Source organism: Candidatus Omnitrophota bacterium (assembly GCA_023227985.1).
Taxonomy (GTDB): domain Bacteria; phylum Omnitrophota; class Gorgyraeia; order Gygaellales; family Profunditerraquicolaceae; genus JALOCB01.
In genome coordinates this window covers 24882-47842 of record JALOCB010000005.1, presented here as the reverse complement: position 1 = coordinate 47842, position 22961 = coordinate 24882, and the positions used below count along the sequence as shown (strand labels likewise).

Annotated in this window: 27 protein-coding genes; all 27 read right to left on the bottom strand. The window is 51.4% G+C overall.

Going from position 1 to position 22961, the window contains the following annotated elements; genetic code table 11:
• Position 1 precedes the first annotated feature (1 nt).
• The 27 genes from M0R35_01995 to rplO all read right to left on the bottom strand — a co-directional run bounded on the left by M0R35_01995 (position 2) and on the right by rplO (position 22960).
• On the bottom strand, positions 2 to 424 hold the full coding sequence (locus M0R35_01995; GenBank protein ID MCK9594431.1) for a DUF192 domain-containing protein: 423 nt from the start codon (positions 422 to 424) through the stop codon (positions 2 to 4).
• 96 nt (positions 425 to 520) lie between these two features.
• Positions 521 to 2104 (bottom strand): RNA polymerase sigma factor RpoD, encoded by a 1584-nt coding sequence (rpoD, locus tag M0R35_01990; protein ID MCK9594430.1) that lies wholly within the window; start codon positions 2102 to 2104, stop codon positions 521 to 523.
• A 6-nt stretch (positions 2105 to 2110) separates the two neighbouring features.
• Positions 2111 to 3877 carry a DNA primase gene (gene dnaG / locus M0R35_01985; GenBank protein MCK9594429.1) on the bottom strand — a complete coding sequence of 589 codons (1767 nt, stop codon included), beginning with the start codon at positions 3875 to 3877 and terminating at the stop codon, positions 2111 to 2113.
• A gap of 3 nt (positions 3878 to 3880) precedes the next feature.
• Positions 3881 to 4759: an NGG1p interacting factor NIF3 gene (locus M0R35_01980; GenBank protein MCK9594428.1), complete on the bottom strand. Its 879-nt coding sequence runs from the start codon at positions 4757 to 4759 to the stop codon at positions 3881 to 3883.
• Positions 4760 to 4768: 9 nt separating this feature from the next.
• Entirely contained in the window at positions 4769 to 5338 is a 570-nt protein-coding gene (locus tag M0R35_01975; GenBank protein ID MCK9594427.1) for a CvpA family protein, read from the bottom strand.
• 170 nt (positions 5339 to 5508) lie between these two features.
• Entirely contained in the window at positions 5509 to 7158 is a 1650-nt protein-coding gene (gene groL, locus M0R35_01970; GenBank protein ID MCK9594426.1) for a chaperonin GroEL, read from the bottom strand.
• 88 nt (positions 7159 to 7246) lie between these two features.
• Positions 7247 to 7537: a co-chaperone GroES gene (groES, locus tag M0R35_01965; protein MCK9594425.1), complete on the bottom strand. Its 291-nt coding sequence runs from the start codon at positions 7535 to 7537 to the stop codon at positions 7247 to 7249.
• 101 nt (positions 7538 to 7638) lie between these two features.
• Entirely contained in the window at positions 7639 to 7875 is a 237-nt protein-coding gene (locus M0R35_01960; GenBank protein ID MCK9594424.1) for a lipoyl domain-containing protein, read from the bottom strand.
• On the bottom strand, positions 7869 to 8489 hold the full coding sequence (gene lipB, locus M0R35_01955) for a lipoyl(octanoyl) transferase LipB (GenBank protein MCK9594423.1): 621 nt from the start codon (positions 8487 to 8489) through the stop codon (positions 7869 to 7871). Before lipB ends, M0R35_01960 begins: the two co-directional genes overlap by 7 nt.
• 13 nt (positions 8490 to 8502) lie before the next feature.
• Positions 8503 to 9789: a dihydrolipoyl dehydrogenase gene (lpdA, locus tag M0R35_01950; GenBank protein MCK9594422.1), complete on the bottom strand. Its 1287-nt coding sequence runs from the start codon at positions 9787 to 9789 to the stop codon at positions 8503 to 8505.
• A gap of 32 nt (positions 9790 to 9821) precedes the next feature.
• Entirely contained in the window at positions 9822 to 10745 is a 924-nt protein-coding gene (locus M0R35_01945; GenBank protein ID MCK9594421.1) for a malate dehydrogenase, read from the bottom strand.
• A complete protein-coding gene (locus M0R35_01940) occupies positions 10742 to 11824 on the bottom strand; it encodes an isocitrate/isopropylmalate dehydrogenase family protein (GenBank protein MCK9594420.1) in 1083 nt (360 codons plus the stop codon). Before M0R35_01940 ends, M0R35_01945 begins: the two co-directional genes overlap by 4 nt.
• Positions 11825 to 11843: 19 nt before the next feature.
• Positions 11844 to 12344 carry a 3-isopropylmalate dehydratase gene (locus tag M0R35_01935; GenBank protein MCK9594419.1) on the bottom strand — a complete coding sequence of 167 codons (501 nt, stop codon included), beginning with the start codon at positions 12342 to 12344 and terminating at the stop codon, positions 11844 to 11846.
• A gap of 133 nt (positions 12345 to 12477) precedes the next feature.
• Positions 12478 to 13524 carry a type IV pilus twitching motility protein PilT gene (locus M0R35_01930; protein MCK9594418.1) on the bottom strand — a complete coding sequence of 349 codons (1047 nt, stop codon included), beginning with the start codon at positions 13522 to 13524 and terminating at the stop codon, positions 12478 to 12480.
• Positions 13525 to 13537: 13 nt separating this feature from the next.
• On the bottom strand, positions 13538 to 14791 hold the full coding sequence (locus M0R35_01925) for a 3-isopropylmalate dehydratase large subunit (GenBank protein ID MCK9594417.1): 1254 nt from the start codon (positions 14789 to 14791) through the stop codon (positions 13538 to 13540).
• Between the two features lie 26 nt (positions 14792 to 14817).
• Positions 14818 to 15993: a pyridoxal phosphate-dependent aminotransferase gene (locus tag M0R35_01920; GenBank protein ID MCK9594416.1), complete on the bottom strand. Its 1176-nt coding sequence runs from the start codon at positions 15991 to 15993 to the stop codon at positions 14818 to 14820.
• Between the two features lie 98 nt (positions 15994 to 16091).
• Positions 16092 to 16664, bottom strand: a complete 573-nt coding sequence (rplQ, locus tag M0R35_01915; GenBank protein ID MCK9594415.1) for a 50S ribosomal protein L17 — start codon at positions 16662 to 16664, stop codon at positions 16092 to 16094.
• A gap of 13 nt (positions 16665 to 16677) precedes the next feature.
• Entirely contained in the window at positions 16678 to 17667 is a 990-nt protein-coding gene (locus M0R35_01910) for a DNA-directed RNA polymerase subunit alpha (GenBank protein MCK9594414.1), read from the bottom strand.
• An 84-nt stretch (positions 17668 to 17751) separates the two neighbouring features.
• Entirely contained in the window at positions 17752 to 18384 is a 633-nt protein-coding gene (rpsD, locus tag M0R35_01905; protein ID MCK9594413.1) for a 30S ribosomal protein S4, read from the bottom strand.
• Between the two features lie 35 nt (positions 18385 to 18419).
• Positions 18420 to 18803 carry a 30S ribosomal protein S11 gene (gene rpsK / locus M0R35_01900; GenBank protein MCK9594412.1) on the bottom strand — a complete coding sequence of 128 codons (384 nt, stop codon included), beginning with the start codon at positions 18801 to 18803 and terminating at the stop codon, positions 18420 to 18422.
• Positions 18804 to 18885: 82 nt separating this feature from the next.
• Positions 18886 to 19275, bottom strand: a complete 390-nt coding sequence (gene rpsM / locus M0R35_01895; GenBank protein MCK9594411.1) for a 30S ribosomal protein S13 — start codon at positions 19273 to 19275, stop codon at positions 18886 to 18888.
• Positions 19276 to 19363: 88 nt separating this feature from the next.
• The gene (gene rpmJ / locus M0R35_01890; GenBank protein ID MCK9594410.1) at positions 19364 to 19477 is read right to left on the bottom strand and encodes a 50S ribosomal protein L36; all 114 of its coding nucleotides are present in this window, start codon (positions 19475 to 19477) and stop codon (positions 19364 to 19366) included.
• A 23-nt stretch (positions 19478 to 19500) separates the two neighbouring features.
• Complete coding sequence (infA, locus tag M0R35_01885) at positions 19501 to 19719, bottom strand: translation initiation factor IF-1 (GenBank protein MCK9594409.1); 219 nt, start codon at positions 19717 to 19719, stop codon at positions 19501 to 19503.
• A 21-nt stretch (positions 19720 to 19740) separates the two neighbouring features.
• Positions 19741 to 20487 (bottom strand): type I methionyl aminopeptidase, encoded by a 747-nt coding sequence (gene map / locus M0R35_01880; protein MCK9594408.1) that lies wholly within the window; start codon positions 20485 to 20487, stop codon positions 19741 to 19743.
• Entirely contained in the window at positions 20468 to 21133 is a 666-nt protein-coding gene (locus M0R35_01875) for an adenylate kinase (GenBank protein MCK9594407.1), read from the bottom strand. The genes map and M0R35_01875 overlap by 20 nt, the downstream gene beginning before the upstream one ends.
• Positions 21130 to 22479 (bottom strand): preprotein translocase subunit SecY, encoded by a 1350-nt coding sequence (secY, locus tag M0R35_01870; GenBank protein MCK9594406.1) that lies wholly within the window; start codon positions 22477 to 22479, stop codon positions 21130 to 21132. The genes M0R35_01875 and secY overlap by 4 nt, the downstream gene beginning before the upstream one ends.
• Complete coding sequence (rplO, locus tag M0R35_01865; protein MCK9594405.1) at positions 22472 to 22960, bottom strand: 50S ribosomal protein L15; 489 nt, start codon at positions 22958 to 22960, stop codon at positions 22472 to 22474. The genes secY and rplO overlap by 8 nt, the downstream gene beginning before the upstream one ends.
• Between the last annotated feature and the right edge of the window lies 1 nt (position 22961).

Sequence of the window (22961 nt, the reverse complement as noted above, 5' to 3'; positions counted from 1 at the left end):
TTTAAAAATCCATCCTATCTCCGATTTGTATGTTATGCGCTGCCGCGAACCCGGCGTTGACCTCCAGGACATATTTTGCCGGCTCTGCCGGGTACAGGCTTTCACAGCTGTCAACGCACGGCTGCGCGCTGCGGGTAATATCCACCACTGTTTTGTCCCGGCTGATCCAGATCAGGTCCAGGGGGAATTTCATGTTCTTCATCCAGAAAGAATAGCGCAGCGGCCGGTCGAATATGAAAAGCATCCCTTCCTCAAGGCCCAATCTTTCGCGGGACATTAAACCCGCCGCCCTCTCTTCGCTTGAAAAAGCGATTTGGGCCTGGATGCAACAATCCCGGACGCAGACCTTGGATGTTCCTGCGGCCCGCGCAATGGATGGTATGAATAGCGAAGCGATGATCAGGACAAAAATGTATCCGCGCATCGGCTTATGATACTACAAAACAAGGCGCCCGGCAAGTTGGAATAACTCCATTTTCTTGCCGGGCGGCCTTATTTTTTTTATAGTTTGATCCGTTGTTTAATATTCGCGCTCGTGCGCCAGGCTCATATCCAGGAAAGTGCGCAGCCTGCGGGAACGCGTGGGATGGCGCAGTTTTTTAAGCACCTTGGCCTCGATCTGGCGGATCCGTTCGCGGGTCACCTTGAAAATATTGCCGACCTCTTCCAGGGTGCGCGGGCATCCGTCGTTTATCCCGAAGCGCAGGATCAGTATCTTTTTCTCCTTGTCGTTCAGTGTGTTCAGGATGCAGTTCATCTCTTCTTTAAGCATCGAGCGCACCGCGGTATTCGCAGGAGAAGCGACTTTCTTATCCTGGATAAAATCGCCGAAATGCGTGTCCCCCTCATCGCCGATAGGCATCTGCAGGGATATCGGCTTCTGGGCGAATTTCAATATCGCCTTGACCTTGTCCTGCGCCAGGCGCATCTTCTGGGCGATCTCATCCGGGGTAGGTTCACGGTCGTTCTTCTGCAGAAAAACCCGTGTAAAGCGGATTATCTTGTTGATGGTCTCGGTCATATGCACCGGTATGCGGATGGTCCGGGCCTGGTCCGCGATAGCCCGGGTGATCGCCTGCCGTATCCACCAGGTAGCGTATGTTGAGAACTTATAGCCTCTTTTGTATTCGAATTTCTCCACCGCGCGCATTAACCCGATATTGCCTTCCTGGATAAGGTCCAGGAACGACAGCCCGCGGTTATTGTATTTCTTGGCGATGCTGACCACTAATCTCAAGTTGGCGGCTACCAGCCGTTCTTTGGCGTGGTTGAACTTAAGATGGAAGGATTTGATCAACCTGATCTGCAGCTTTATCTTTACGTAAGGTTCCCCGATCACTTTAAGGGCTTCGCGCCATTTGGCGCTGTTGCGTTTGCCGCAGCGGTCAAGGTGGTCCAGTTCTTTCACCAGCTTATGCAGTTTATGCACCGCTTTTTCCACCACTGAAGTGGTGAAGTTGAACTGGCGGATCAATTGCATGGCTTTTTCTTCATTGCGCGTGGCCTTGATCCGGACGATTATACGCTGAAACCTGTTCATCACGCTTTTTACGCTGGTAGTCAACTCGCCTTTAAGCACTTCTTCGAGATTGACCTCCCCGGATATGACCCTCTGCGCCATTTTTATTACCTCATTCTTGGCAAACCGGGTGGCTAACACCGAGTTATAAAAATTCAACTCCGCTTCTTCGATCTTCTTGGCCAGGGCGATTTCCTCATCGCGGGTCAAAAGCGATATGGAGCCCATTTGCTTAAGGTACATCTTTACCGGATCGTCCAGCGGGAATACCTGCGCTTCGACGCGCGCGATTTCGTGTTCCGCCGAGGCGTCTTCTTTTACCCGGGAAGCGGGCTTATCCGCCGCAGCCTCCGCATCATCATCGTTCTCCACTACCGGAATATCCTCATTGCCCAGGATATCGAACAAATGGTCTATATCCGCAGAAGAAGATACGCCTTCGGGAAGCAGGTCGTTAACCTCGTCGTAAGTTATAAAACCTTTTTGCCTGCCCAGGGCGATTATTTTTTCGACGTCCTCCTTAGTGTAACTCTTGGATAATTCCTTCCCCGCGGTTGTCTTTAGCTTTAGGCTTTTCTTTTTCATCCGGATCTACCCCTTTTTTATTAATCGGTTGAATTCTTCCTTTAAGTTGTTGAGTTCATTTTCGTTTCGCTCTGTTTCCGCTTTTTTAATCTCCTGCTGAAGCCGGTGTTTTTTCTTGATCAGGCTGTTCTTCTTCAGCCGCTGCACGCATTCCTCTATGACCTTGTCCTTGTCCGGGTATTCCACCTCCGGAAGGTAAAAGCTGGTCTCGCGCAAAAGCTGGGAAAGGTTATTGTCCTCCAAATGGTTGATCAACGCGTTCGGTTTAAGCTCCCGGCCCGCCGTGACAAAGTCGAACATCAGCGATACGATCCGGGATATCTGCGTATCCTGAAAATCACAGGGCTCTATTTTTTCTTTAAGCTGCGCGATTATCCTGGTTTCTTCAAGCATGAACTTTACCAGTAGTTTTTCCGTGGGATTAGCCGCCTGCAGCGAGATCCCGGCCGCCGGCCGTTGTTCCGCGCCGCGCAGCCCGCTCGCGCCGGAAGCCTTTCCCGCTTCTTTCATCAGCGCGTCCTCGGAAACATTCAGCTCCAAAGACAGCTTCTTCAAATATTCCGATCTCAGTATGGCATTGGCGAATTTATTGATCGTCGGCAGCATCTCCGCCGATATTCCGGCTTTGCCTTCGATCTGACGGATGTCGAACTTAGCCTTTAATACCCGCATTTTATAATCGAAAAGATTATCGGCTTTGGCGATCATCTCTTTTAATCTGTCGATCCCGTGCTTGCGCACGAATGTGTCCGGGTCGAATCCCGCAGGCAATGCCGCCACCCGCACGTTCATCCCCTCTTCCACAAATATATCCAAACTGCGCAGGGTAGCCATTTCACCGGCTTTATCCCCGTCATACATAATCACCGCGTTATGGGTGTAACGTTTGATCAGCCTGACCTGATCGGAGGTCAATGCCGTGCCTAAAGAGGCGGCGATGTTATGCAATCCGGCCTGGTAGGGGACAATGCAGTCCAGATTCCCCTCAACAACCACAATGCAGTCCTCGGCGCGGACCGCTTCTTTTGCCAGGTCAAACCCAAAAAGATGTTTGCCTTTGGTATATACCGGGCTTTCCGGCGAATTGATGTATTTGGGCAGGCTGTTATCCAGGACCCTGGCCCCGAAGCCGACCACCTGCGACTTAACATCCGATATAGTGAATATTACCCGGTTGCGGAACCGGTCGTAATGCCCGCCGTCATCCCGGGGCAGGACCAATCCCGCCTTTTCCATCAAAGATACGCTTACCGATTTTACCTGCAGGTAATTCAACAACCCGTCCCATTTATCCGAAGCCAGGCCTAAACGGAATAATCCCGCGGTTTCTTTGGTGATCCCCCGTTTAACCAGGTATTCCCGGCCGGCATGCCCGGAAGCCGCGTTAAGGTTGGCGCTGTAATATTCCGCGGCCAGTTCATTGACCCGATAAACCTCTGTAGTAACCCCGGAAGGATTGCGCTGGCCCTGTTTTCTTTCCGGCAGCGTCACCCCTGTTTTTTTTGCCAGAAGTTCCACTGCCTCGGGAAACTGCAAACGCTCGTATTGCATCAGGAAATTAAATACATTGCCGCCGGCGCCGCAGCCGAAACAGTGATAGATCTGCTTGTCCACCGAGACCATGAACGACGCGGTCTTTTCATGGTGGAACGGGCAGTTAGTCTTAAAATTCCTTCCGCTTTTTTTAAGCGGGATATATTCGGAGATAACCTCGACTATATTGACCCTGCCGAGTATCTCGTTGATGATATTATCGTCTATAAGTCCGGCCATTGCTTATTCCTTAGCCCTGCGTATCCGCTGGAATCCGGAACAGGAAACGCAATTGAATTTTTCTTCCTGCTCGATCTTATCCAGCATCAGGTTAAGCCCGAGGTTATCCGAAGCGATATGCCCGGCGATGACAACATTGAGGTTGGCGTCCTTCACCTTTGATAAGTGCTCTTCGCTTAAATGCATTGAAACCAGCGTCCTGACCCCGGCCTTGTGCATCTTCCTAAAAACTTCTTTTGAGCCTTCAGTGCCTCCGGTCATATCCACGAATATCTTTCCGCAAGGCCGTTTGGGATCGCCCAGGATCAGCTTGGGCCCGGCCAGCCGTTGGGCCGCCTCTTTATACTCCGGGATCTGCAGCAATAGTTCGGGGATGTCGCCGACGCATCCGGGTTTCGCTTTTTGCAGGAATTTCAAAGCAAAATCCGCGACCTGATTGTCCGCCGGGGTGTGGATGCACATAAACGGCAGGCTTAACAGCCGCGCAGCGTCCACCGCGCGCATATGGTTAGCCGGAGATATCCTGCGTTCGACCTCGCGCTGCCTGACCTCCAGGAACTGTTCGGCGGACTTACGGTCAAAACCGATATGCTCCAGCAGGTCCACCTGCAGCTGCATTACCTGGTACAGCCCGGCATAAGCTATGCCTTCGGGATGGTGGCTGATCACCAGGTCCAATCCGTCACGGTGACGGATCTTATCCGCCAGCAGAAGTTCCGGGGTCTCGATATCGATGCCCACAAGTATCTTATGCACCTGCTTTTCCGGCGGTCCGTATAAGATAGCCGTATCCGCGTAAGCGCTTATCGCTGCTTTATTCCGGCGGGGATCGCATTCAATGCCGTATTTGAGGGCTAAATCGTAAATTCTGGATAATTGCATAGATCTTATTTATTTTATGCCGGGAATAGATTTATTCAGGCTTTCCTTGACCATAAACTTGGACATTACCGTGTTCCAGAACCAGGTGTAAGTGGCGGGAGCGATTTTAGAGACCCTGGCGCCTGTATAAGAGCTTTGGACGATCTTGGTAAAATACGGGGAAGCGCTGACCAGGAACGCGCAAAGAACAATGCTGGACAACAAAGACGCCCTGGCTAAAGAAATAACGAACGCGCCCCATTTGCTTAAATTAGGGACCACCTCAGCCTTAACCAGTTTACTGAAGAACAAACGGAAGAAAAAGAAAACTATATAACCTGATAGCGCCAACAGGATGAAGAACGAAAGGCAGAATATAGCCGGAGGGCCGCTTTTTTCCGCGGTTTTACCGCTTAAAAGGCCGGCTAAAATAATATAATAGTGCAAAGACAGGTAAAGCCCGGCAAAAGTGCCGGTAAATTTCAATAATTCCGTGGATAACCCGGTTTTAAGGCTTATGCAGCCTAACCTTATAAAAACCAATAAAACAAATATATCCACCCAATTGAAAAGGCCGAGTACGTTCAGGATGTTCTGCATTTTAACCCCTTGCTATTCAATAAGTAAAGGTTTTTTCAAGTATAACACAGGAAATGTTGATTGTCAAGGAAAGCGCTTTCATTTTTTCAAAAAACAAAGACCGGGCCAGTTCAAAACTGGCCCGGCCAATGTTTTTATTCCCGCCGCATAGGTTTAAGAACGGCTTGGGCTTAGTATCCGCCCATTCCTCCGCCCATTCCACCCATGCCGCCCATTCCGCCCGGCATTGCCGGCATCTTACCTTCTTTTTCCGGCAGGTCGGTTACCACAGCCTCGGTAGTCAGAAGCAGCGAAGCGATACTCGCGGCGTTCTGCAAGGCTGAACGGGTTACCTTAGTGGGGTCGATAACGCCCGCGTCGATCATATCCACATAAGCGTCCTGGGAAACATCATAACCGGTGCTGGTCTTCTCGGATTTGATCCGTTGAACGACCACTGATCCCTCAAGCCCGGCATTCTGGGCGATCATCCTTAAAGGCTCCTCGATGGCGCGCTTCACGATATCCACGCCTATCTTCTCGTCGCCATCCAGCTTCATTTTTTCCAGAGCGGGTATGGCCCGCAGCAACGCGACCCCGCCGCCCGGAACAATACCTTCCTGAGCTGCGGCCCTGGTGGCGTGCAAAGCGTCCTCAACCCTGGCTTTTTTCTCTTTCATTTCAGTCTCGGTCGCAGCGCCGACATTGATCACCGCTACGCCGCCATGCAGTTTTGCCAGCCTTTCCTGCAGCTTTTCTTTGTCATAATCGGAAGTGCTGTCCTCGATCTGTTTTTTGATCTGTGCGCATCTGGCGTTGATCGCCACGGTCTTTCCTGCGCCTTCGACTATCGTGGTGTTTTCTTTGTCGATCTTGACCCTTTTTGCCCGGCCGAGATCGTCTATATCCACGGTCTCCAGCTTTATCCCCAATTCCTCGGTTATCGCCTTTCCGTTGGTCAAAACAGCGATATCGTCGAGCATTGCCTTGCGTCTGTCGCCGTAACCCGGGGCCTTTACCGCGCAGGCGGTGAAAGTTCCGCGGATCTTGTTGACCACCAAAGTGGCCAGCGCTTCGCCTTCAACCTCTTCCGCCAAAATCAACAGCGGTTTTCCGGTGCGGGCGATTTTTTCCAGAAGCGGCAGCAGGTCTTTCAAGGAAGATATCTTTTTCTCATGGATCAGGATATACGGGTCATCCAGGATGACTTCCATTCTTTCCGCGTCGGTGACGAAATAAGGGGAAAGGTATCCCTGGTCGAACTGCATACCCTCGACCACATCCAGGGTGGTCGCGGTGGATTTCGCCTCTTCCACTGTGATAACCCCGTCCTTGCCGACTTTTTCCATAGCGTCGGCGATAAGGTCGCCGATAACGCTGTCGCCGTTAGCCGCTATCGAAGCGACCTGGGCGATCTCTTTTTTATCTTTGATCGGGGTGGATAATTTCTTTAGCTCCTCGATTATCTTTTCCACTGCCTTTTCGATACCGCGCTTTAAAGCCATGGGATTAGAGCCGGCGGTAACGTTCTTTAAGCCTTCGCGGTAGATCGCCTCAGCCAGGACTGTGGCTGTGGTAGTGCCGTCACCCGCGATATCCGAGGTCTTTTCGGCTACTTCCTTGACCATCTGCGCGCCCATATTCTCAAAAGGATCTTCCAATTCCACTTCTTTGGCTACGCTTACGCCGTCTTTGGTGATGGTCGGCGAGCCGAATTTTTTGTCAATGACCACGTTGCGTCCTTTAGGCCCGAGGGTCACTTTGACCGCGGCGGCCAATTGCTCTACGCCGCTGAGTATCTTCCTGCGGCCTTCATCGCTGAACAACAATTGTTTTGCCATTTTATCCTCTCTTTAAATTACTCCGCCGGAGGCGGAGGAATTTAACCCCGAGTTGTTTCAACCAAAAGAACAACAAGGGGTCAAACCGTTATTTTATTATTGCCAGGATATCCTCTTCCCGCATGATCAAGAGCTCTTCACCTTCCTTGCTGGTGAATTCGTTCCCGGAATATTTTCCGTATAATACCTTGTCCCCGACCTTTACCTCCAACGCCGCGACGCTGCCGTTTTCCAAAGTCTTGCCTTTGCCCGCGGCAATGATCTCGCCCTGCTGCGGTTTTTCTTTCGCTGTATCCGGAAGAAGTATTCCGCCTTTTGATTTAGTCTCAGCCTCTAAAGGCTTGACCACTACGCGGTCACCTAACGGTTGAAGCTTCATTGCACCACCTCCTGTTTTTGGATTAAAACATCTTAGCACTCTATGCCCCAGAGTGCTAATTATAATCACATTTGAAATTTTGTCAAGAAAAAATTTTACCGTTAATTCTCGTCGATATGCGCCAGGACCTGGCCGACATTCACCGTTTCGCCTTCGCGAAAGAATATCTCGGTGATCGTGCCTGTTCCGGGCGAAGGAAGGTTGAACGCGGCTTTATCCGTGGTCAGTTCCACTAAGTCGTCCTTTTCCTTGACCTTGTCGCCTTCTTTCAAAAACCAGAATGATACAGTCGCCTTATCGATCCCCTGTCCCAACTCCGGCAAAATGGCCTTTAACATTTCTGAAATCTCCTGATTATTGACGAGCTGACCTGTTCAAAGCTGACGTCTCTGTTGAGGAGAGTTTCCATTGAGGTCATCCGTATATCCATGCCGCACGGCCTGATCAATGAAAAACCCTCCAGGTCATCCTTTTTCACGTTCAAGGCTATCCCATGATAGCTTATCCAATTACGCACCGCTATGCCGATCGATGATATCTTCGCCTCATCCACCCATACCCCGGTCAATCCCGGTTTCCGGCAGGGGTTTATGCCGGATTCGGTCAATGTCCCCATGACCAGGCTTTCCAGCATACGCAGGTAATGATGCAGGTCTTTGCCGAAGAACCGCAGGTCGCAGACCGGATAAATGACCAGCTGGCCCGGGCCGTGGTAGGTCACATCCCCTCCGCGTTCCACAAAGACCGTGCGGATGCCTTTTATATCAAGCTCCGCCGGGCTGGATCTGATATTCTGAGGCTTTGCCTGCCTGCCCATAGTGATCACCGGGCGATGCCGGCATAAAATAAGCGCAGATCTCAAAGAGCCGCTCTTAACCTTTTCAAAGATCCCGGCCTGAAAGTCCCGGGAAAACTGATAATCCGTCAATCCAAGCTGATGAACCTCGCGCATCGTTAAAACCGGGTTATTTATCCAAGGCCTCGTTTATCGCCTCGGAAAGGCTGGGATGGGCCATAATCGTTCTTTTCAGCTGGCTGACGCTTAAACCCGAGCTCGCGGCTGTGCAGATCACGCTGATCAACTCCGTTGCCCTGGGTCCGATGATCGAGCCGCCGATTATCCGTCCGTTTTTTTCCTCGGCGACGATCTTGATAAAACCGTCGGTCTCATCAAGTATCCTGGCCATTCCCGAACCCAGGAAATCGAATTTATGCACTGTTACCGCGATGTTGTTTTTCCTGGCGGCTTCTTCGTTCATTCCGCAGCTGGCGATCTCCGGGTTAGTAAATATGCACCCCGGGATGACTTTATTATCCGCTTTCAGCAGTTTATCCGGATTACAGATATTCCAGGCCGCGGTCTTTCCCTGGTATGCCGCGTAATGCGCCAGCATTATCTTTGCGGTGCAGTCTCCGGCCGCGTAAACACCGGGCACGCTGGTCTGCAGGAATTCATTTACCGCGATGCCGCCTTTTTCAACTTCCAGGCCGAGCTTATCCAACCCGGCGAGATTAGGCCTGCGACCGACCGCGACCAACACCTTTTCATACGCGCCGATATCCAGCGCAGATGCGTCTGTCGCTGTATTTACCTTGACCGATCTTTTTTTGAAACAAAGCTCCAACTTGCGGCTGATTTCTTTATCCTCGCCCGGCAGAAGCTGTTCCATCATTTCAACGATGTGGACCTGCGTGCCCAGGCCGGAGAATAAACTGGCGAATTCGCAGCCGATCACCCCGCCGCCGACGATCAACAGCGATTTAGGGATGACTTCAAGATTAAGGATATTGTCGCTGGAAAGGAATTTGCTGCCGTCGAACTTGAAGGATTTCAGCTCGACCGGGAAAGAACCGGTGGCTATGATCATCGCCGTGGTTTTTATGGCCTGGTCCTGCGCCTGGATGGTCTGCGCATCGATTATCACGCAGGATTTATTGATGAAATCTATGCCGTTGATCCGGGAAAGCATCCCTTGGCGCAGCTGCTCGACTATTTTATTTTTCCTGGCCTGGATCCTGGCCAGATCAGCCGAAGGCGACGGGGAATCTACGCCGAAATTAGCCGCTTTTTTACAGGTATCCAGGACCTTTGCCGACTGCAGAAGAGCCTTGGTCGGTATGCATCCCCGGTTAAGGCAGGTCCCGCCGATAAGGGCCATTTCGATAAGGCAGACCTTAGCCCCCAGCTTTTGAGCCTCGATAGCGGCGTTATATCCCGCCCATCCCGCGCCGATCACTGTAAGGTCATACATAGGAACGTTCCAGGATTTGGATTATGCTTTGTTCAAAAAGCCAGGGTCTTGGTCAACTGGCGAATAGATTCAGCGGATTTGACGAACGCGGATCTTTCTTCCGGGTTAAGGTCCAGCTCAACGACTTTTTCCACGCCAAAGCGGCCGATAAGGCAAGGCACGCCCACGGTTATATCCTTAAGCCCGTATTCCCCGTTCAGATATGCGGATACGCCTAAGGTCAATTTTTCATCTTTTGCCACTGCCTTGACCAACTGGCATATCGCGGCAGACGGCGCGTAATACGCGCTTCCCGAGCCCAGCAGTGAAACTATCTCCTTGCCGCGGTCAACAGTGCGATCGAGTAATTCAGCGATCGCGGCTTTATCCGTGATGATCTCGGTCAGCGCTTTATTCTTTACCCTGGTAAAACGGGCCAATGGCAGCATCCCCTCGCCGTGGCAACCAACAACCACCGGCTGTATATCCGTGGCCGCGACCGATAACTTCTCGCTGATCAAATTAGCGAACCTGCTGGCGTCCAAAGTGACACCCATGCCGAAAACCCTGCCCGGCAGAAATTCCAATGTTTTTACCGCGAAATAAGTCATCACATCCAGAGGATTGGTCACGATGATCACCACCGCGTTCGCCGCCAATTCTTTGACCTTGACGCAGACGGATTTAAGGATCTGGCTGTTCTTGTTCAACAGGTCTTCCCTGGTCATTCCCGGCTTGCGGGCCAGGCCGGCGGTGATCACCACAATATCCGATCCTTTAAGCCCGTTGATATCATCCGTGCCGGTAAGCTGATAATTTTTCCCGGCCAGCCAGCGGCTGTCAGCCAGGTCGAAGCCTTTTCCTTTGGCCATTCCCGGGACCACGTCGATCAATACCACATCGCCGATATTTTCCTGGGCCACGCGCAAAGCCGCAGTCCCGCCTACATTACCCGCTCCGATAATAGATATTTTCATAGTTTTTTGATTATAGCGTCCGTCATCTCGCCCGTCCCCACTGCGGACGGGTCATCGCGCCGCGGTTTAAGGTCATAAGTAACGTCTTTTCCTTCTGCCAGCACAGCCTTTAAAGCAGATTCCAGCCGGTCCGCGGCTTTCTCTTCATTGAGGTAGCGCAGCATCAGTACCCCGGATAAGATCATTGCCGTAGGATTGACTTTATTCTGGCCGGCGTATTTGGGCGCTGATCCGTGAACAGCCTCGAATACCGCTATACCGTCACCGATATTCGCTCCGGGGGCGATCCCCAATCCGCCGATCAGTCCGGCGCACAGATCGGAAAGAATATCGCCGTAGAGGTTCGGCAGGACCAGCACGTCGAAATTATGCGGTTTCTGCACCAGTTGCATGCACATATTGTCGACCAGAGCTTCCTCAAAAACGATCTTGCCCTCGTAATCCTTAGCTACAGCCCTGGCGGTCTGCAGGAACAGGCCGTCGGTGAATTTCATTATATTCGCTTTTGTCACGCAGGTGACCTTCTTGCGGTTATTCTTGGCCGCGTATTCAAAAGCGAAACGGACGATTTTCCTGGTCGCGGTCTCGGAAATGGGCTTGATGGATATCCCGGAATCCGGACGGATATTTTTTTTAGAAGCCAGGATTATTTCTTTTATTAACTTTTCCGTCTCAGGCTTGCCGATCTCAAACTCGATCCCGGCATACAGGTCTTCGGTATTCTCACGGACAATAACCAGGTCGATGTCCTGATAGCGGCTTTTTACCCCGGGATAGGATTTGGCCGGCCGCAGGCAGGTGTAAAGATCCAGCGCCTGACGGATAGCCACGTTAACCGAACGGAACCCCGTGCCAATGGGCGTGATTATCGGGCCCTTTAAGGCCACCTTGTTTTTCTTTACAGAATCCAAAACTTTCTGCGGCAAAAGCTCCCCGCACTGCTCCATAGCGATCTGGCCTGCCTGCATCACTTCCCAGTCTATCTTTACCCCGGTGGCGTCAATGCACCGGCGCGCCGCCTGGGAAACCTCCGGGCCGATGCCGTCGCCCGGAATCAATGTCACCGTATATTTTGCCATAGCCTGCCTCGGTTTTTGCTTATACCTTAAGTTCGCCGTGTTTATTGATATAATTAACTACCCCGCCTTCTTTCAGGAATTCCTGCATAAAGCCGGGCAAAGGCTTGATATTCAACTGCAGATCTTTGGTAAGGTTAACCACCTTGCCTTTATCCAAGTCGATCTCCAGACGGTCGTTCGCCTCGATCTTGCTGGTATCGGTCTCGATCAAAAGCAGGCCGACATTAAAGGCGTTGCGAAAGAATATCCGGGCGAAAGATTCCGCCAGCACAGCCACCAGCCCGGCGCCTTTTATTACCAGCGGCGCCTGCTCGCGCGACGAGCCCATACCGAAGTTCTTGCCGGCGACCAGGATCGTATCCCCGGGAACGATCTTTTTTGAAAAATCCGGGTCAATATCTTCCATAATATGCTTGGATAATTCTTTAATATCAGTGATCGCGAACTTATACCTTCCGGAAATTATAAAATCCGTATTAATATCATCCCCTAACCTTACCGTGTTCCCTTTTATTTCCACTCTTCCCCCAGTAGACGTTGTACGTAACCGTCTATCATTTAACAAGTTACAAATAAATTACTAAACCGGACTAAATTGAGTGATATAACATTTAATTGTAAAGCTAAACACGCCAGCGGGTTAGCTACAACGTCTACAGCTGGCGGAATTCTTCGGGATTTTTAACCTTGGTCATTGCCGCGTCCAAAGTGATAATCCCCTTTGAATATAAAGACTTTAAAGATTTATCCATTGTATGCATGCCGTATTGGCTTCCGGTTTGCATCAAAGTGGGTATCTGCTCAACTTCCTGTTCGCGGATAAGATTGCGGATACCCGGGGTGGCAATCATAACTTCGGTCGCCAACACTCTGCCTGAACCCGAGGCATTCGGCAGCAAAAGCTGCGACACTACTCCCTGCAAACAATCCGCTAACTGCAGCTTTACCTGCGCCTGTTGATGCGGCGGGAATACGTCGATGATCCTTTCCACGGTCTGCGGCGCGTCCGGCGTATGCAATGTAGCCAGGACAAGATGCCCGGTTTCCGCGGCGGTAAGCGTAGTGGATATCGTCTCCAGGTCGCGCATTTCGCCGACTACGATGACGTCGGGGTCCTGCCTGAGGCAATGCCTTAAAGCGTCGGAAAAAGAATGCGTATCCGAATATAATTCCCTCTGTTTTATTATGGATTTTTTGTTGCTGTAGATGAACTCTATCGGGTCTTCGATGGATATGATCAGGCACTCCCTTTCCTGGTTGATCAGGTTGACCATCGACGCCAGGGTCGTGGTTTTGCCCACGCCGGTCGGCCCGGTTACCAGGACCAGGCCGTTCGGCCTGCGGGCCAGGTCAATGACCACCGGAGGAAGCCCTAACTGTTCGACGCTGGGGATGACCAGGGGCACCCTGCGGAAAGCGGCCTCAACCGTGCCCTTTTGCATATGGATATTCACCCGGAACCGGTCAAGCCCCTGCAAAGCCAGGGAAAAATCCAATTCCAGGTTCTTTTCGAAGATCTCCTTCTGGGAATCAGTGAGCACTCCGTAGACCAATTTTTTAAGGTCATCCTGGTTCAAGGCGGGCAGATCGGTGCGGATCAATTTTCCGTCGACGCGCAAGAGCGGAGGCTCATTCTCGGAAAAATGAAGGTCAGAGGCCTTTCTTTCGATGCACAATACAAGTAATTGATGCATATCCATCCCCATCCCCCTTTTATAGGTATTTTCTGGGATCAGTTATCCGGCCGGTGATCGCTGAAGCGCAGACTGTTGCCGGAGACGCCAGATAAATAAACGCTTTAGGATTGCCCATCCTGCCTTTGAAATTCCTGTTAGCCGTGGAGATGACTATCTCGCCATCAGCGGGTATGCCGTTATGCGTTCCGACGCATGGCCCGCATCCAGGAGCCACTACCACTGCCCCCGCCTTTACAAAAATATCGATCAATCCCAGGTCAAGAGCCTCGAGGAAGATCGGGCGCGACGCGGCGGCGATGATAAAACGCACCCCGGAAGCGACCTTCTTATTCTTCAATATTTTAGCGGCGACCTTAAGGTCGGCGAGCCTTCCGTTGGTGCAGGTCCCCAGGAACGCCTCGTTTATCTTTATGCCCTTTAATTTATCCGCCTCAGTCACGGTATCCACGTTATGCGGCACCGAGACCTGGGGCTTAAGCCCGGATATATCAAGCTCCAGGACACGCTCATAAACCGCGTCCGGGTCAGCAGCGACCGGAATTATTTTCTTAGCCGACGGGACGTTCTTCCTGAACCAATCCCGGGTCTTATTGTCCTGGGGCATAAAACCGGCCTTCGCGCCCATCTCCACCACCATATTGCACATAGTGAACCTGCCGTCCATGTCGATCTTGTCGATGACCGGCCCGCAGAACTCCACCGCTTTATAAGTGGCGCCGCTGGCAGTGGTCCTTGAGATCACATATAAAATGATATCCTTGGCGAATATGCCTTTCGGGATCCTGCCTTTCAATACGATCTTGATCGTTGCCGGGACCTTGAACCAGTTCTTTCCGGTAGCCAGAGCCACGGCCAGGTCGGTAGAACCCACGCCGGTAGAGAATACGCCGATCGCCCCATAGGTGCAGGTATGCGAATCCGCACCAAGGACCAGGTATCCGGGCAAAACGCAGCCGGATTCCGGGATCACCTGATGGCAAACCCCGCATCCGACATCAAAAAGCCCGGCTTTATGGTCTGCGGCAAACTGGCGCATCTTTTTATGCACCCGGGAAACCCCTTCGCTCGGCGACGGCGCGCTATGGTCGATGACCATTCGGAATTTTGTCTTCAGGCTGCTTACGCCGAGTTCCTTGATCTGATCGATTATGATCGATGATGTTCCGTCCTGGCCAAAGGCGAAATCGATGCCGCAAAGGGCAAAATCGCCGGCGCTGACATCCCGGCCAGCGTGCTTGCTTAAGATCTTCTCCGCTATTGTTTTACCCATATGTTCTTTTTTCTCCGAACGCGATTTTATAATTTATTAAGCCAAAGTTCGAGCCTGTCCATGCCTTTTTCTATCTGTTTAAGCCCTGTGGCAAAGCTCAGGCGTATGCAATCATCGTTGCCGAATGCAATACCGGGGATAACCGCCACCATTTGTTCATCGAGCAGGCGGGTCGCTATCGTCATAGAATCAAGCCCTGTTTTTGAAATATCGCAGAAAATATAAAACGCGCCTCTGGGGATCACACAGGATATTTTTGTCATAGCCGATATCCGCTGAACGATATAATCCCTGCGCTTCTGGAACTCCGCGGTCATTGCCCGCGTGGCCTCATCCGGCATCGCCAACGCTGCCACCGCCGCTTTTTGGCTGATGGAAACCGGATTAGAGGTCGAGTGGTCCTGAAATTTCGAGATCGCCGCGATTATATCCGCGGGGCCTCCGATATACCCGATGCGCCAGCCGGTCATCGCGTGGCTTTTGGAAAGCCCGTTGACCGTGATGGTCAAATCATAAATATCCTTATTGAACGACGCGATGGACGCGGTTTGGATATTATCATAGATCATTTTTTCATATATCTCGTCGCTGATCACAAACATTTTATTGCACACGCATATATCAGCGATCGCCCGCAATTCATTCTCAGTATACACGCATCCCGTTGGATTTGAAGGCGAATTCAGGATAAGCGCCTTGGTCTTGGGGCCGATATACGTCTTTAACTCCCTGGGGGTCATTTTAAAGCCGTTCGCCGCGCTGGTCTTTATCAGTTTAGGCGATGCCTGGCAGAGATTGACCATCTCCGGGTAGCTCACCCAATACGGAGACGGGATGATCACCTCGTCCCCGGCTTCGACTAAAACGAACAGCGTATTGAAGATACTGTGCTTTGCGCCGCAGGAAACAACGATCTGATGCGGCGCGTATGTGAGATTGTTTTCCTTTTTGAATTTGTTCACGATAGCCGCTTTTAATTCCTGGGTGCCGGTGGTCGGGGTATATTTGGTGAAGCCGGAGTTTATCGCATTGATCGCCGCGGCCTTGATCGGCTCCGGGGTATCGAAATCCGGCTCGCCGGCGGCAAAACTGACCACATCCCTGCCGTCGGCCTTGAGCTTATTCGCTTTGGCGGTAATGGCCAGAGTTGAAGACGGGTTTATCTTCGCCAGCCTTTCAGCTATCCTGGTATTAATTTTCATTTTTAATCGTCAGTTAAAAAAAACGAAGACTTACGTGAAAATCAGCTTATTTCCCCGCAAGTCTTCGTCTTTAGATCTGTAATTGGCATAACAATGTTTTATAACGAGTCTCTTTCCTTCTTGAAAATATCCCTTATGCCGCCTAAAAACTTCTTCGCGGGTTTCGGCCCGGCCGCCGGCTTTTCGCCTGCCTTATGCTCTGCCTTGGGCCGGTCCTGCTCAGCGGATCTGTCTTTTTCCGCGTGCTCTTGCGGTGCGGACGGATGCTCTGTTTTTGCCGCGGTTTCGGCTTTCGCCGTTTTCTTTTTATTTTCTTTTATCTCGGTGAATTCCAGGACTACCAGTTCGGCGTTATCCCCGCGGCGAAAACCCAGTTTCAATATGCGGGTAAAGCCGGACTGCCTCTTGGCGAAACGCGGGCCGATATCCTCGAAAAGGACCGAAACCAGCTTATGGTCTGAGAGGATCTGATTGGCTTGGCGTTTTTGCGCCAGGGTGTTCTTCTTGGCCATTGTGATAAGCTTATCAGCAATGGAACGGACCATTTTTGCGCGGACCAGAGTGGTCTTGATCCTCTGGTATTTCAGGAGGCTTTTGACCATGCTGATCAAGGTGGCCTTGCGCCAACTGGTGATCCGGTTAAGGTTATCTTTTGCTTTTTTGTGTCTCATCGTTCATATCCTCTTAAGATTTCTTGAGTTTTTTAAGATCGATCGGGGTGCCCAGGCTTAATCCCATACCGCCCAAAAGCTGCTTTATCTCGGTCAACGACTTCTTGCCGAAATTCTTGAAGCCAAGCATCTCATCCTCGGCCCGGCGGACCAGGTCGGCGATGGTCTTGATATTGGCCTCGCGCAGGCAATTCGAGCTGCGCACGGAAAGCTCCAGCTCCGAGATCGGAAGCCTCAGCTTCTCATACAGCGCTGTTTCTTCCTGGGTCATCTCCGGCTCGTCATCTTCTTCCTCCGGCAGCTGGCCGAAATTAACGAAGATATCCAGATGGCGCTGAAGTATGTTGGACGCGTACAGAAGCGCGTCTTTCGGGCTGATCCCGCCGTTAGTCCATATCTCAAGGCTCAGCTTATCGTAATCGGTCTTCTGGCCGACGCGGGTATTCTCCACCGAGAAATTAACTTTTCTCACCGGGGAAAATATCGAATCGATCGGAATAACGCCGATAGCCTGGTCTTCTTTCTTATTTGCTTCCTGGGTCACATAACCGCGGCCCCTGGCCACTTCCAATTCCATATGGAATTTGATGTCTTTGGTCAGAGTGCAGATATGCAGTTCGGGATTGATTATCTCAACCGTTTCATCGGTCGCGATATCCTTGGCCTTTACCGGGCCTTTGCCGTTCTTCTTGATCACCAGTGTTTTGGGGACCTTCGAGTGCGAACGCAGGATAAGGTTTTTCAGGTTAAGGATTATCTCGGTAACGTCCTCGACCACCCCCGGAACGGACGAAAACTCGTGCTGAACGCCGGTGATCTTGATCGAAGTGACCGCGCTGCCTTCTATTGAAGACAACAGGACGCGCCTTAATGAATTGCCCAGAGTGATCGCGTAACCCTTTTCAAAAGGAGCGGCAAAAAACTTCCCGTAAGTATCCGTGCTGCTCGACTCCTCGCATTCCAATTTTTTTGGTAGTTGAAAATCTCTCCACTTAACACCCATATGCGCTCTCCTTAATACTTCGGCAACGCCGTTGCTTCTCGTTGCGTTTGTTTGGTTAACCCGTCCGAAACGGGAAATTACCTGTTATTTGGAATACAACTCGACGATCAACTGTTCTTCGATCGGCATGAGGATATCGCCCTTTTCCGGAAGGCGGATCACATGCGCGGTCATATTCGCCGGCTCGAACTGCAGCCAGGAAGGGACAGTGCGGCTTTTGGAAAGCTCCATATTCTCCTTCAGCTTATTCTTAGCCTTATCCTTAGCCTTGATCGAAATAGTCTCGCCTACCACGATCTGATAAGACGGGATATTCACGCGCTTGGAATTGACTTCCACGAAGTTATGCCTGACGATCTGACGTGCCTGCGACCGGGAAACCCCCAGCCCCATCCGGAAGATGACGTTATCCAGCCGTCTCTCCAAAAGCTGCAGAAGGACTTTGCCGGTAACGCCCTTGGATTTCGCAGCCTCCGCGAAATAGCGGCGGAACTGCCTCTCCAGGACGCCGTACATTCTCTTTACCCTTTGTTTTTCGCGCAGCTGCAGACCGTAGTTGGACATCTTTATACGGGTCTTGGTCGGCCCATGCTGGCCGGGCGCGAAATTACGCTTGGTGATCGGGCACTTGTCAGTGTTGCACTTGGTCCCCTTAAGGAATAATTTCTTTTGCTCTCTTCTGCACAACCTGCAAACCGCTTCTGTATACCTTGCCATATTTAGTTTACTCCGTTTAAATTAAAAAACGTCGCTTATACTCTTCTCTTCTTTTTGGCGCGACAGCCGTTGTGTGGGATTGGTGTGATATCTTTGATCGAAGTAACGGTAAGCCCGCCTGCCTGAAGCGCCCTGATCGCCGATTCGCGGCCGGGTCCCGGGCCTCTTACCAGGACTTCTACATCTTTAAGGCCCATATCCTTGGCCTTTTTGGCGGCATCGCCTGCCGCGGTTTGGGCGGCAAAAGGGGTCGCCTTTTTGGAACCGCTGTAGCCTACGATACCAGGGCTCGACCACGAAATGGTATTGCCCTGTTTATCGGTGATCGTGATCATTGTATTATTGAAACTCGCCAGTATATGCGCGACCCCGGAAGTGATGCCTTTCAAGACTTTCTTCTTTTTTGCTTTCTCAACCATTCAAATCTCCTCAAATTTGATCCGCCTTAGGCGGAGAAAATTTGACCCTGAGGCCGCTTCAGCGACCGAAGGGTCAAAACACTTATTTCTTTCCCGGCTCCGCTTTCTTGATCGCCATATTCGCGCGGCGCGGTCCTTTTCTGGTCCGGGCATTGGTCCTGGTCCTCTGTCCTCTGGCCGGCAGGCCTTTCTTGTGGCGCATCCCCCGGTAAGAGCCGATATCCATAAGCCGTTTTATGTTCTGGGCTATATCACGGCGCAAGTCGCCTTCGAATTTAAAGCTGCTTTTCTGCAGGGTATTAGTGATCCGGGAGACTTCTTCTTCGGTCAGGTCCTTGGCCCGTTTGCTTGGCTCGATCCCAGCTTCTTTAAGAAGCTGGGCGGATAAAAAATGCCCTACGCCGTAAAGATAGCACAACGCGACATCTATTCTCTTTGCTTTTGGTAAGTCCACACCTAAGATTCTCGGCACCTTTACTCCTCCTGAAATGTGAGCTCGCGAGAGCGAACATTTAATTCTGGGTCCGTTTCTAACGCACTCAGAATCTACATTAAATTCCCTATCCCTGTCTTTGTTTATGCTTGGGATTAGTGCAGATGACCCGCACCACTCCGCGCCTTCTGATAACCTTGCAATTATCGCATATTTTACGTATCGAAGCTTTTACTTTCACGTCTCGCCCTTTCTATGATCTTGTTATTTGACCCTGAAAGTTATCCTGCCCTTAGCCAGGTCGTACGGAGACAATTCCAGTTTTACCTTGTCGCCGGGCAATATCCGGATGAAATTCATCCTCATTTTTCCGGAAACATGCGCCATAACTACATGGCCGTTCTCCAATTCAACCTTAAAAACCGCGTTAGGCAACGCTTCCAGGACTTTACCTTCGGTTTCAATAAGATCTTCTTTTGGCATACGATCCTTGTTTTACTGTTCTTAAAGCCTGGTCAGTATCTGCGGGCCGGCCTCGGTCACTGCCACAGTATGCTCGAAATGCGCGGAAAACGCGCCGTCTTTGGTTACCGCGGTCCAACCGTCGGCCAGGACCTCGCATTCCCATGTCCCGGCGTTGATCATCGGCTCGATCGCCAGGACCATCCCGGATTTTAATACCGGTCCGCGGTGCGCCTGGCCGAAATTAGCGACCTCAGGCTCTTCATGAAGCCGGCGGCCTATGCCATGGCCGACAAATTGCCGGACCACTGAAAAACCGTTTTTCTCGGCATGACGCTGTATCGCCCAGGAAACATCGGATAAATGATTACCGCAAACAGCCTTCTTTATCCCTTCGTTCAACGACTGCCTGGTAGTATCGACCAGCTTTCTGGCTTTAGCGTCGCTCTTGCCTACGGCGACCGTAACCGCTAAATCCGAGAAATAACCTTGATAATTCAAACCCAGGTCTAAACTCGCGATATCGCCGTCTTCCAACCGGCGTTCACCCGGTATTCCATGGACCACCTGCTCGTTTATCGAAATACACAGGGCCGCGGGATAACCGTTATAACCTTTAAAAGCCGGCAGTGTTCTATTCTCAATGATCAGTTCCTCGGCCAACCGGTCCAATTCACCGGTCGTTATACCCGGCCGCACCGCCTGCTGGACCTTATGCATCACCTGGGCCAATATCTCGCCTGCCCGGCGCATCAACTCCAGTTCGCTTTCAGATTTTATGGGGATCATCTGAGCTTCTTGCCAATTCTATGATCTTGTTCAGTACAATGCCAGCGTCCTCATCCGCCGAAATGGTGGTCAAAAGCCTGTTCCGGCGGTAATATTCCAACAGCGCCGAAACCTCTTCACGGTAAACCGCAAGGCGCTTCCTTATCGTTTCCTCTTTATCGTCGGCTCTCTGGTAAAGCTCGCCGCCGCAAATATCGCAAATGCCCTCGGTTTTAGGAGGCATATTCGTCCTGTGATAATTCGCCGAACATTTCCGGCAGACCAGCCTTCCGGAAAGCCGCTGAATGATCACCGGCTCGCTTGAATCCAGGTCGACCGCCAGGTCGATGTCCATATTAATCGATTTAAGTATTTCATCGAGCACTTTGGCCTGGTTCAGATTGCGGGGGTATCCGTCTAATATAAAGCCCTTTGCCAGATCAGGCTGTTTGAATCTTTCGGTGAGCATGCTGGTAACCAGCTCATCCGGAACAAGCAGCCCTTTGTTCATGAAATCCTTGGCCTGTTTACCCAGGCCAGTCCCCTTGGAAACATTCTGGCGCAACAGGTCGCCGGTGGAAATATGCGGCAACTCCAGTTTCTTGGATAACTGCTTTGCCTGAGTACCTTTTCCCGCCCCCGGAGGCCCTAAAAGCACGATCCTCATGACCTGCGCCCCTTGATCCGGCCGCTCTTGATGAAGCCTTCATAATGATGCATCACCAGGTGAGACTCGATCTGTTTTATAGTGTCCAGCATTACCCCGACTATGATCAGGATACCCGTGCCGCCGAAAAACGAAGCGACCAGGTACGGGATCTTCAGCCAGTACATGATCAGGTCCGGGAATATGGCGATCGCCGCGATAAATACCGCGCCGGCCAGAGTGATCCTGTTCATCACGTAAAAAAGATAATCCGATGTCGGCGTGCCCGGGCGTATCCCCGGGATAAAACCGCCGTATTTCTTCATATTCTCGGCTATATCGGTGGGGTTAAAAACTATGGCGTTATAAAAATAGCAGAAGAAAATTATCAAAAGCGCGTTTCCCGCCACATAAGTCCAGTGCCCCCTGGCGAAATTCATCGCCCAATTCTGCAATGCCGGGTTAGGTATAAAAGAGGCGATAGTCGCCGGGAAGAGTATTATTGACTGCGCAAAAATGATCGCGATAACCCCGGAGGTATCCACCTTAAGGGGGATATAAGTCGATTGCCCGCCATAGATCTTTCTACCCACTATCCTGCGGGCATACTGCACAGGGATCTTGCGGTAGCCCTGGGTGATCATTACAACAGCATATATTACCAGGCACAGAAGCCCGGCCATGATCAGAAGCGTAACCGGCTGTATCTGCCTGCGTGAAGCCGCAAACGGAGAGATCAAAACGAAAAGCTGATGCAAAGCCGAAGGTATGCGCGAGATTATGCCTGCAGTGATCACCAGGGATATGCCGTTACCTATGCCCCTTTCCTGTATCTGCTCTCCCAGCCACATGATAAATATGGTGCCGGTGGTCAGGGTCATCATGGTCAAGAGCCTGAAGCCCAGGCCCGGGTCCAGCACGATCCGGACGCCTTCCTGCGCTCCGAGGTTCTCGATCCAGATAGCGATAAAGAACGACTGCACTAATGCCAGGGCTACGGTTCCGTAACGGGTATACTGATTGATCTTTTCGTATCCCTGCCTGCCCTCTTTGGAAAGTTTCTCCAGAAAAGGGATCACCGCGGTCAAAAGCTGCATAATGATCGAGGCGGATATATAAGGCATGATACCCAGCGCGAAAATGGTCAGCTTTTCCATAGCGCCGCCGGAAAACATATTGATTATGCCAAAGAGCGTGCCGCCCTGCGTTTTGGCCATCCGCTCGAAGAAACTGGCCAGTTCGATGCCGTCTATGCCGGGCGTGGGGATAAAACAGCCCATCCGGTAAACAACCAGCAGGGCTCCGGTGATCAACAAACGCCTTTTTAGATCGGGGATTTTAAACGAATTAGCTAAAGCGCTAAGCATTCAAAACCTCAAATTTTCCGCCGGCCTTGGTTATCTTTTCCTGAGCGGACAAAGAAAAGGCATGTGCGGAAACGCTCACCGCATTCTTTAACTCGCCCTCTCCCAGGATCTTGACCATCTTATTCCTGCTTTTGATCAAACCCGCCTTTAACAATACATCCGGGTTCACTACCTTATCCTTAAGCCCGTTCAGGCCGTCGATATTTACCACCTGGTACACCTTGGCAAACTTGCTGGTAAAACCGCGTTTGGGCATCCTGCGGATCAAAGGGCTTTGCCCCCCTTCAAAACCGGTATACGTAGCCCGTCCGGAGCGCGAGGTCTCGCCTTTGCTGCCGCGGGTTGATGTCTTGCCATGGCCCGAACTTGAGCCGCGGCCGAGGTACTTGCGCTTTTTATGAGCCCCTTTGGGGACCTGCAAATTATGCAGCCCGAATACCTGTTTTGCTTCAGTTGAAACTTTAGCGGTTTTCTTCTTCATT

Coding starts and splice junctions, on each gene's coding strand:
- M0R35_01995 (MCK9594431.1), bottom strand. CDS start 424: ATGCGCGGATACATTTTTGTCCTGATCATCGCTTCGCTATTCATACCA.
- rpoD (MCK9594430.1), bottom strand. CDS start 2,104: ATGAAAAAGAAAAGCCTAAAGCTAAAGACAACCGCGGGGAAGGAATTA.
- dnaG (MCK9594429.1), bottom strand. CDS start 3,877: ATGGCCGGACTTATAGACGATAATATCATCAACGAGATACTCGGCAGG.
- M0R35_01980 (MCK9594428.1), bottom strand. CDS start 4,759: ATGCAATTATCCAGAATTTACGATTTAGCCCTCAAATACGGCATTGAA.
- M0R35_01975 (MCK9594427.1), bottom strand. CDS start 5,338: ATGCAGAACATCCTGAACGTACTCGGCCTTTTCAATTGGGTGGATATA.
- groL (MCK9594426.1), bottom strand. CDS start 7,158: ATGGCAAAACAATTGTTGTTCAGCGATGAAGGCCGCAGGAAGATACTC.
- groES (MCK9594425.1), bottom strand. CDS start 7,537: ATGAAGCTTCAACCGTTAGGTGACCGCGTAGTGGTCAAGCCTTTAGAG.
- M0R35_01960 (MCK9594424.1), bottom strand. CDS start 7,875: ATGTTAAAGGCCATTTTGCCGGAGTTGGGACAGGGGATCGATAAGGCG.
- lipB (MCK9594423.1), bottom strand. CDS start 8,489: ATGCGCGAGGTTCATCAGCTTGGATTGACGGATTATCAGTTTTCCCGG.
- lpdA (MCK9594422.1), bottom strand. CDS start 9,789: ATGTATGACCTTACAGTGATCGGCGCGGGATGGGCGGGATATAACGCC.
- M0R35_01945 (MCK9594421.1), bottom strand. CDS start 10,745: ATGAAAATATCTATTATCGGAGCGGGTAATGTAGGCGGGACTGCGGCT.
- M0R35_01940 (MCK9594420.1), bottom strand. CDS start 11,824: ATGGCAAAATATACGGTGACATTGATTCCGGGCGACGGCATCGGCCCG.
- M0R35_01930 (MCK9594418.1), bottom strand. CDS start 13,524: ATGGATATGCATCAATTACTTGTATTGTGCATCGAAAGAAAGGCCTCT.
- M0R35_01925 (MCK9594417.1), bottom strand. CDS start 14,791: ATGGGTAAAACAATAGCGGAGAAGATCTTAAGCAAGCACGCTGGCCGG.
- M0R35_01920 (MCK9594416.1), bottom strand. CDS start 15,993: ATGAAAATTAATACCAGGATAGCTGAAAGGCTGGCGAAGATAAACCCG.
- rplQ (MCK9594415.1), bottom strand. CDS start 16,664: ATGAGACACAAAAAAGCAAAAGATAACCTTAACCGGATCACCAGTTGG.
- M0R35_01910 (MCK9594414.1), bottom strand. CDS start 17,667: ATGGGTGTTAAGTGGAGAGATTTTCAACTACCAAAAAAATTGGAATGC.
- rpsD (MCK9594413.1), bottom strand. CDS start 18,384: ATGGCAAGGTATACAGAAGCGGTTTGCAGGTTGTGCAGAAGAGAGCAA.
- rpsK (MCK9594412.1), bottom strand. CDS start 18,803: ATGGTTGAGAAAGCAAAAAAGAAGAAAGTCTTGAAAGGCATCACTTCC.
- infA (MCK9594409.1), bottom strand. CDS start 19,719: ATGCCAAAAGAAGATCTTATTGAAACCGAAGGTAAAGTCCTGGAAGCG.
- map (MCK9594408.1), bottom strand. CDS start 20,487: ATGATCCCCATAAAATCTGAAAGCGAACTGGAGTTGATGCGCCGGGCA.
- M0R35_01875 (MCK9594407.1), bottom strand. CDS start 21,133: ATGAGGATCGTGCTTTTAGGGCCTCCGGGGGCGGGAAAAGGTACTCAG.
- secY (MCK9594406.1), bottom strand. CDS start 22,479: ATGCTTAGCGCTTTAGCTAATTCGTTTAAAATCCCCGATCTAAAAAGG.
- rplO (MCK9594405.1), bottom strand. CDS start 22,960: ATGAAGAAGAAAACCGCTAAAGTTTCAACTGAAGCAAAACAGGTATTC.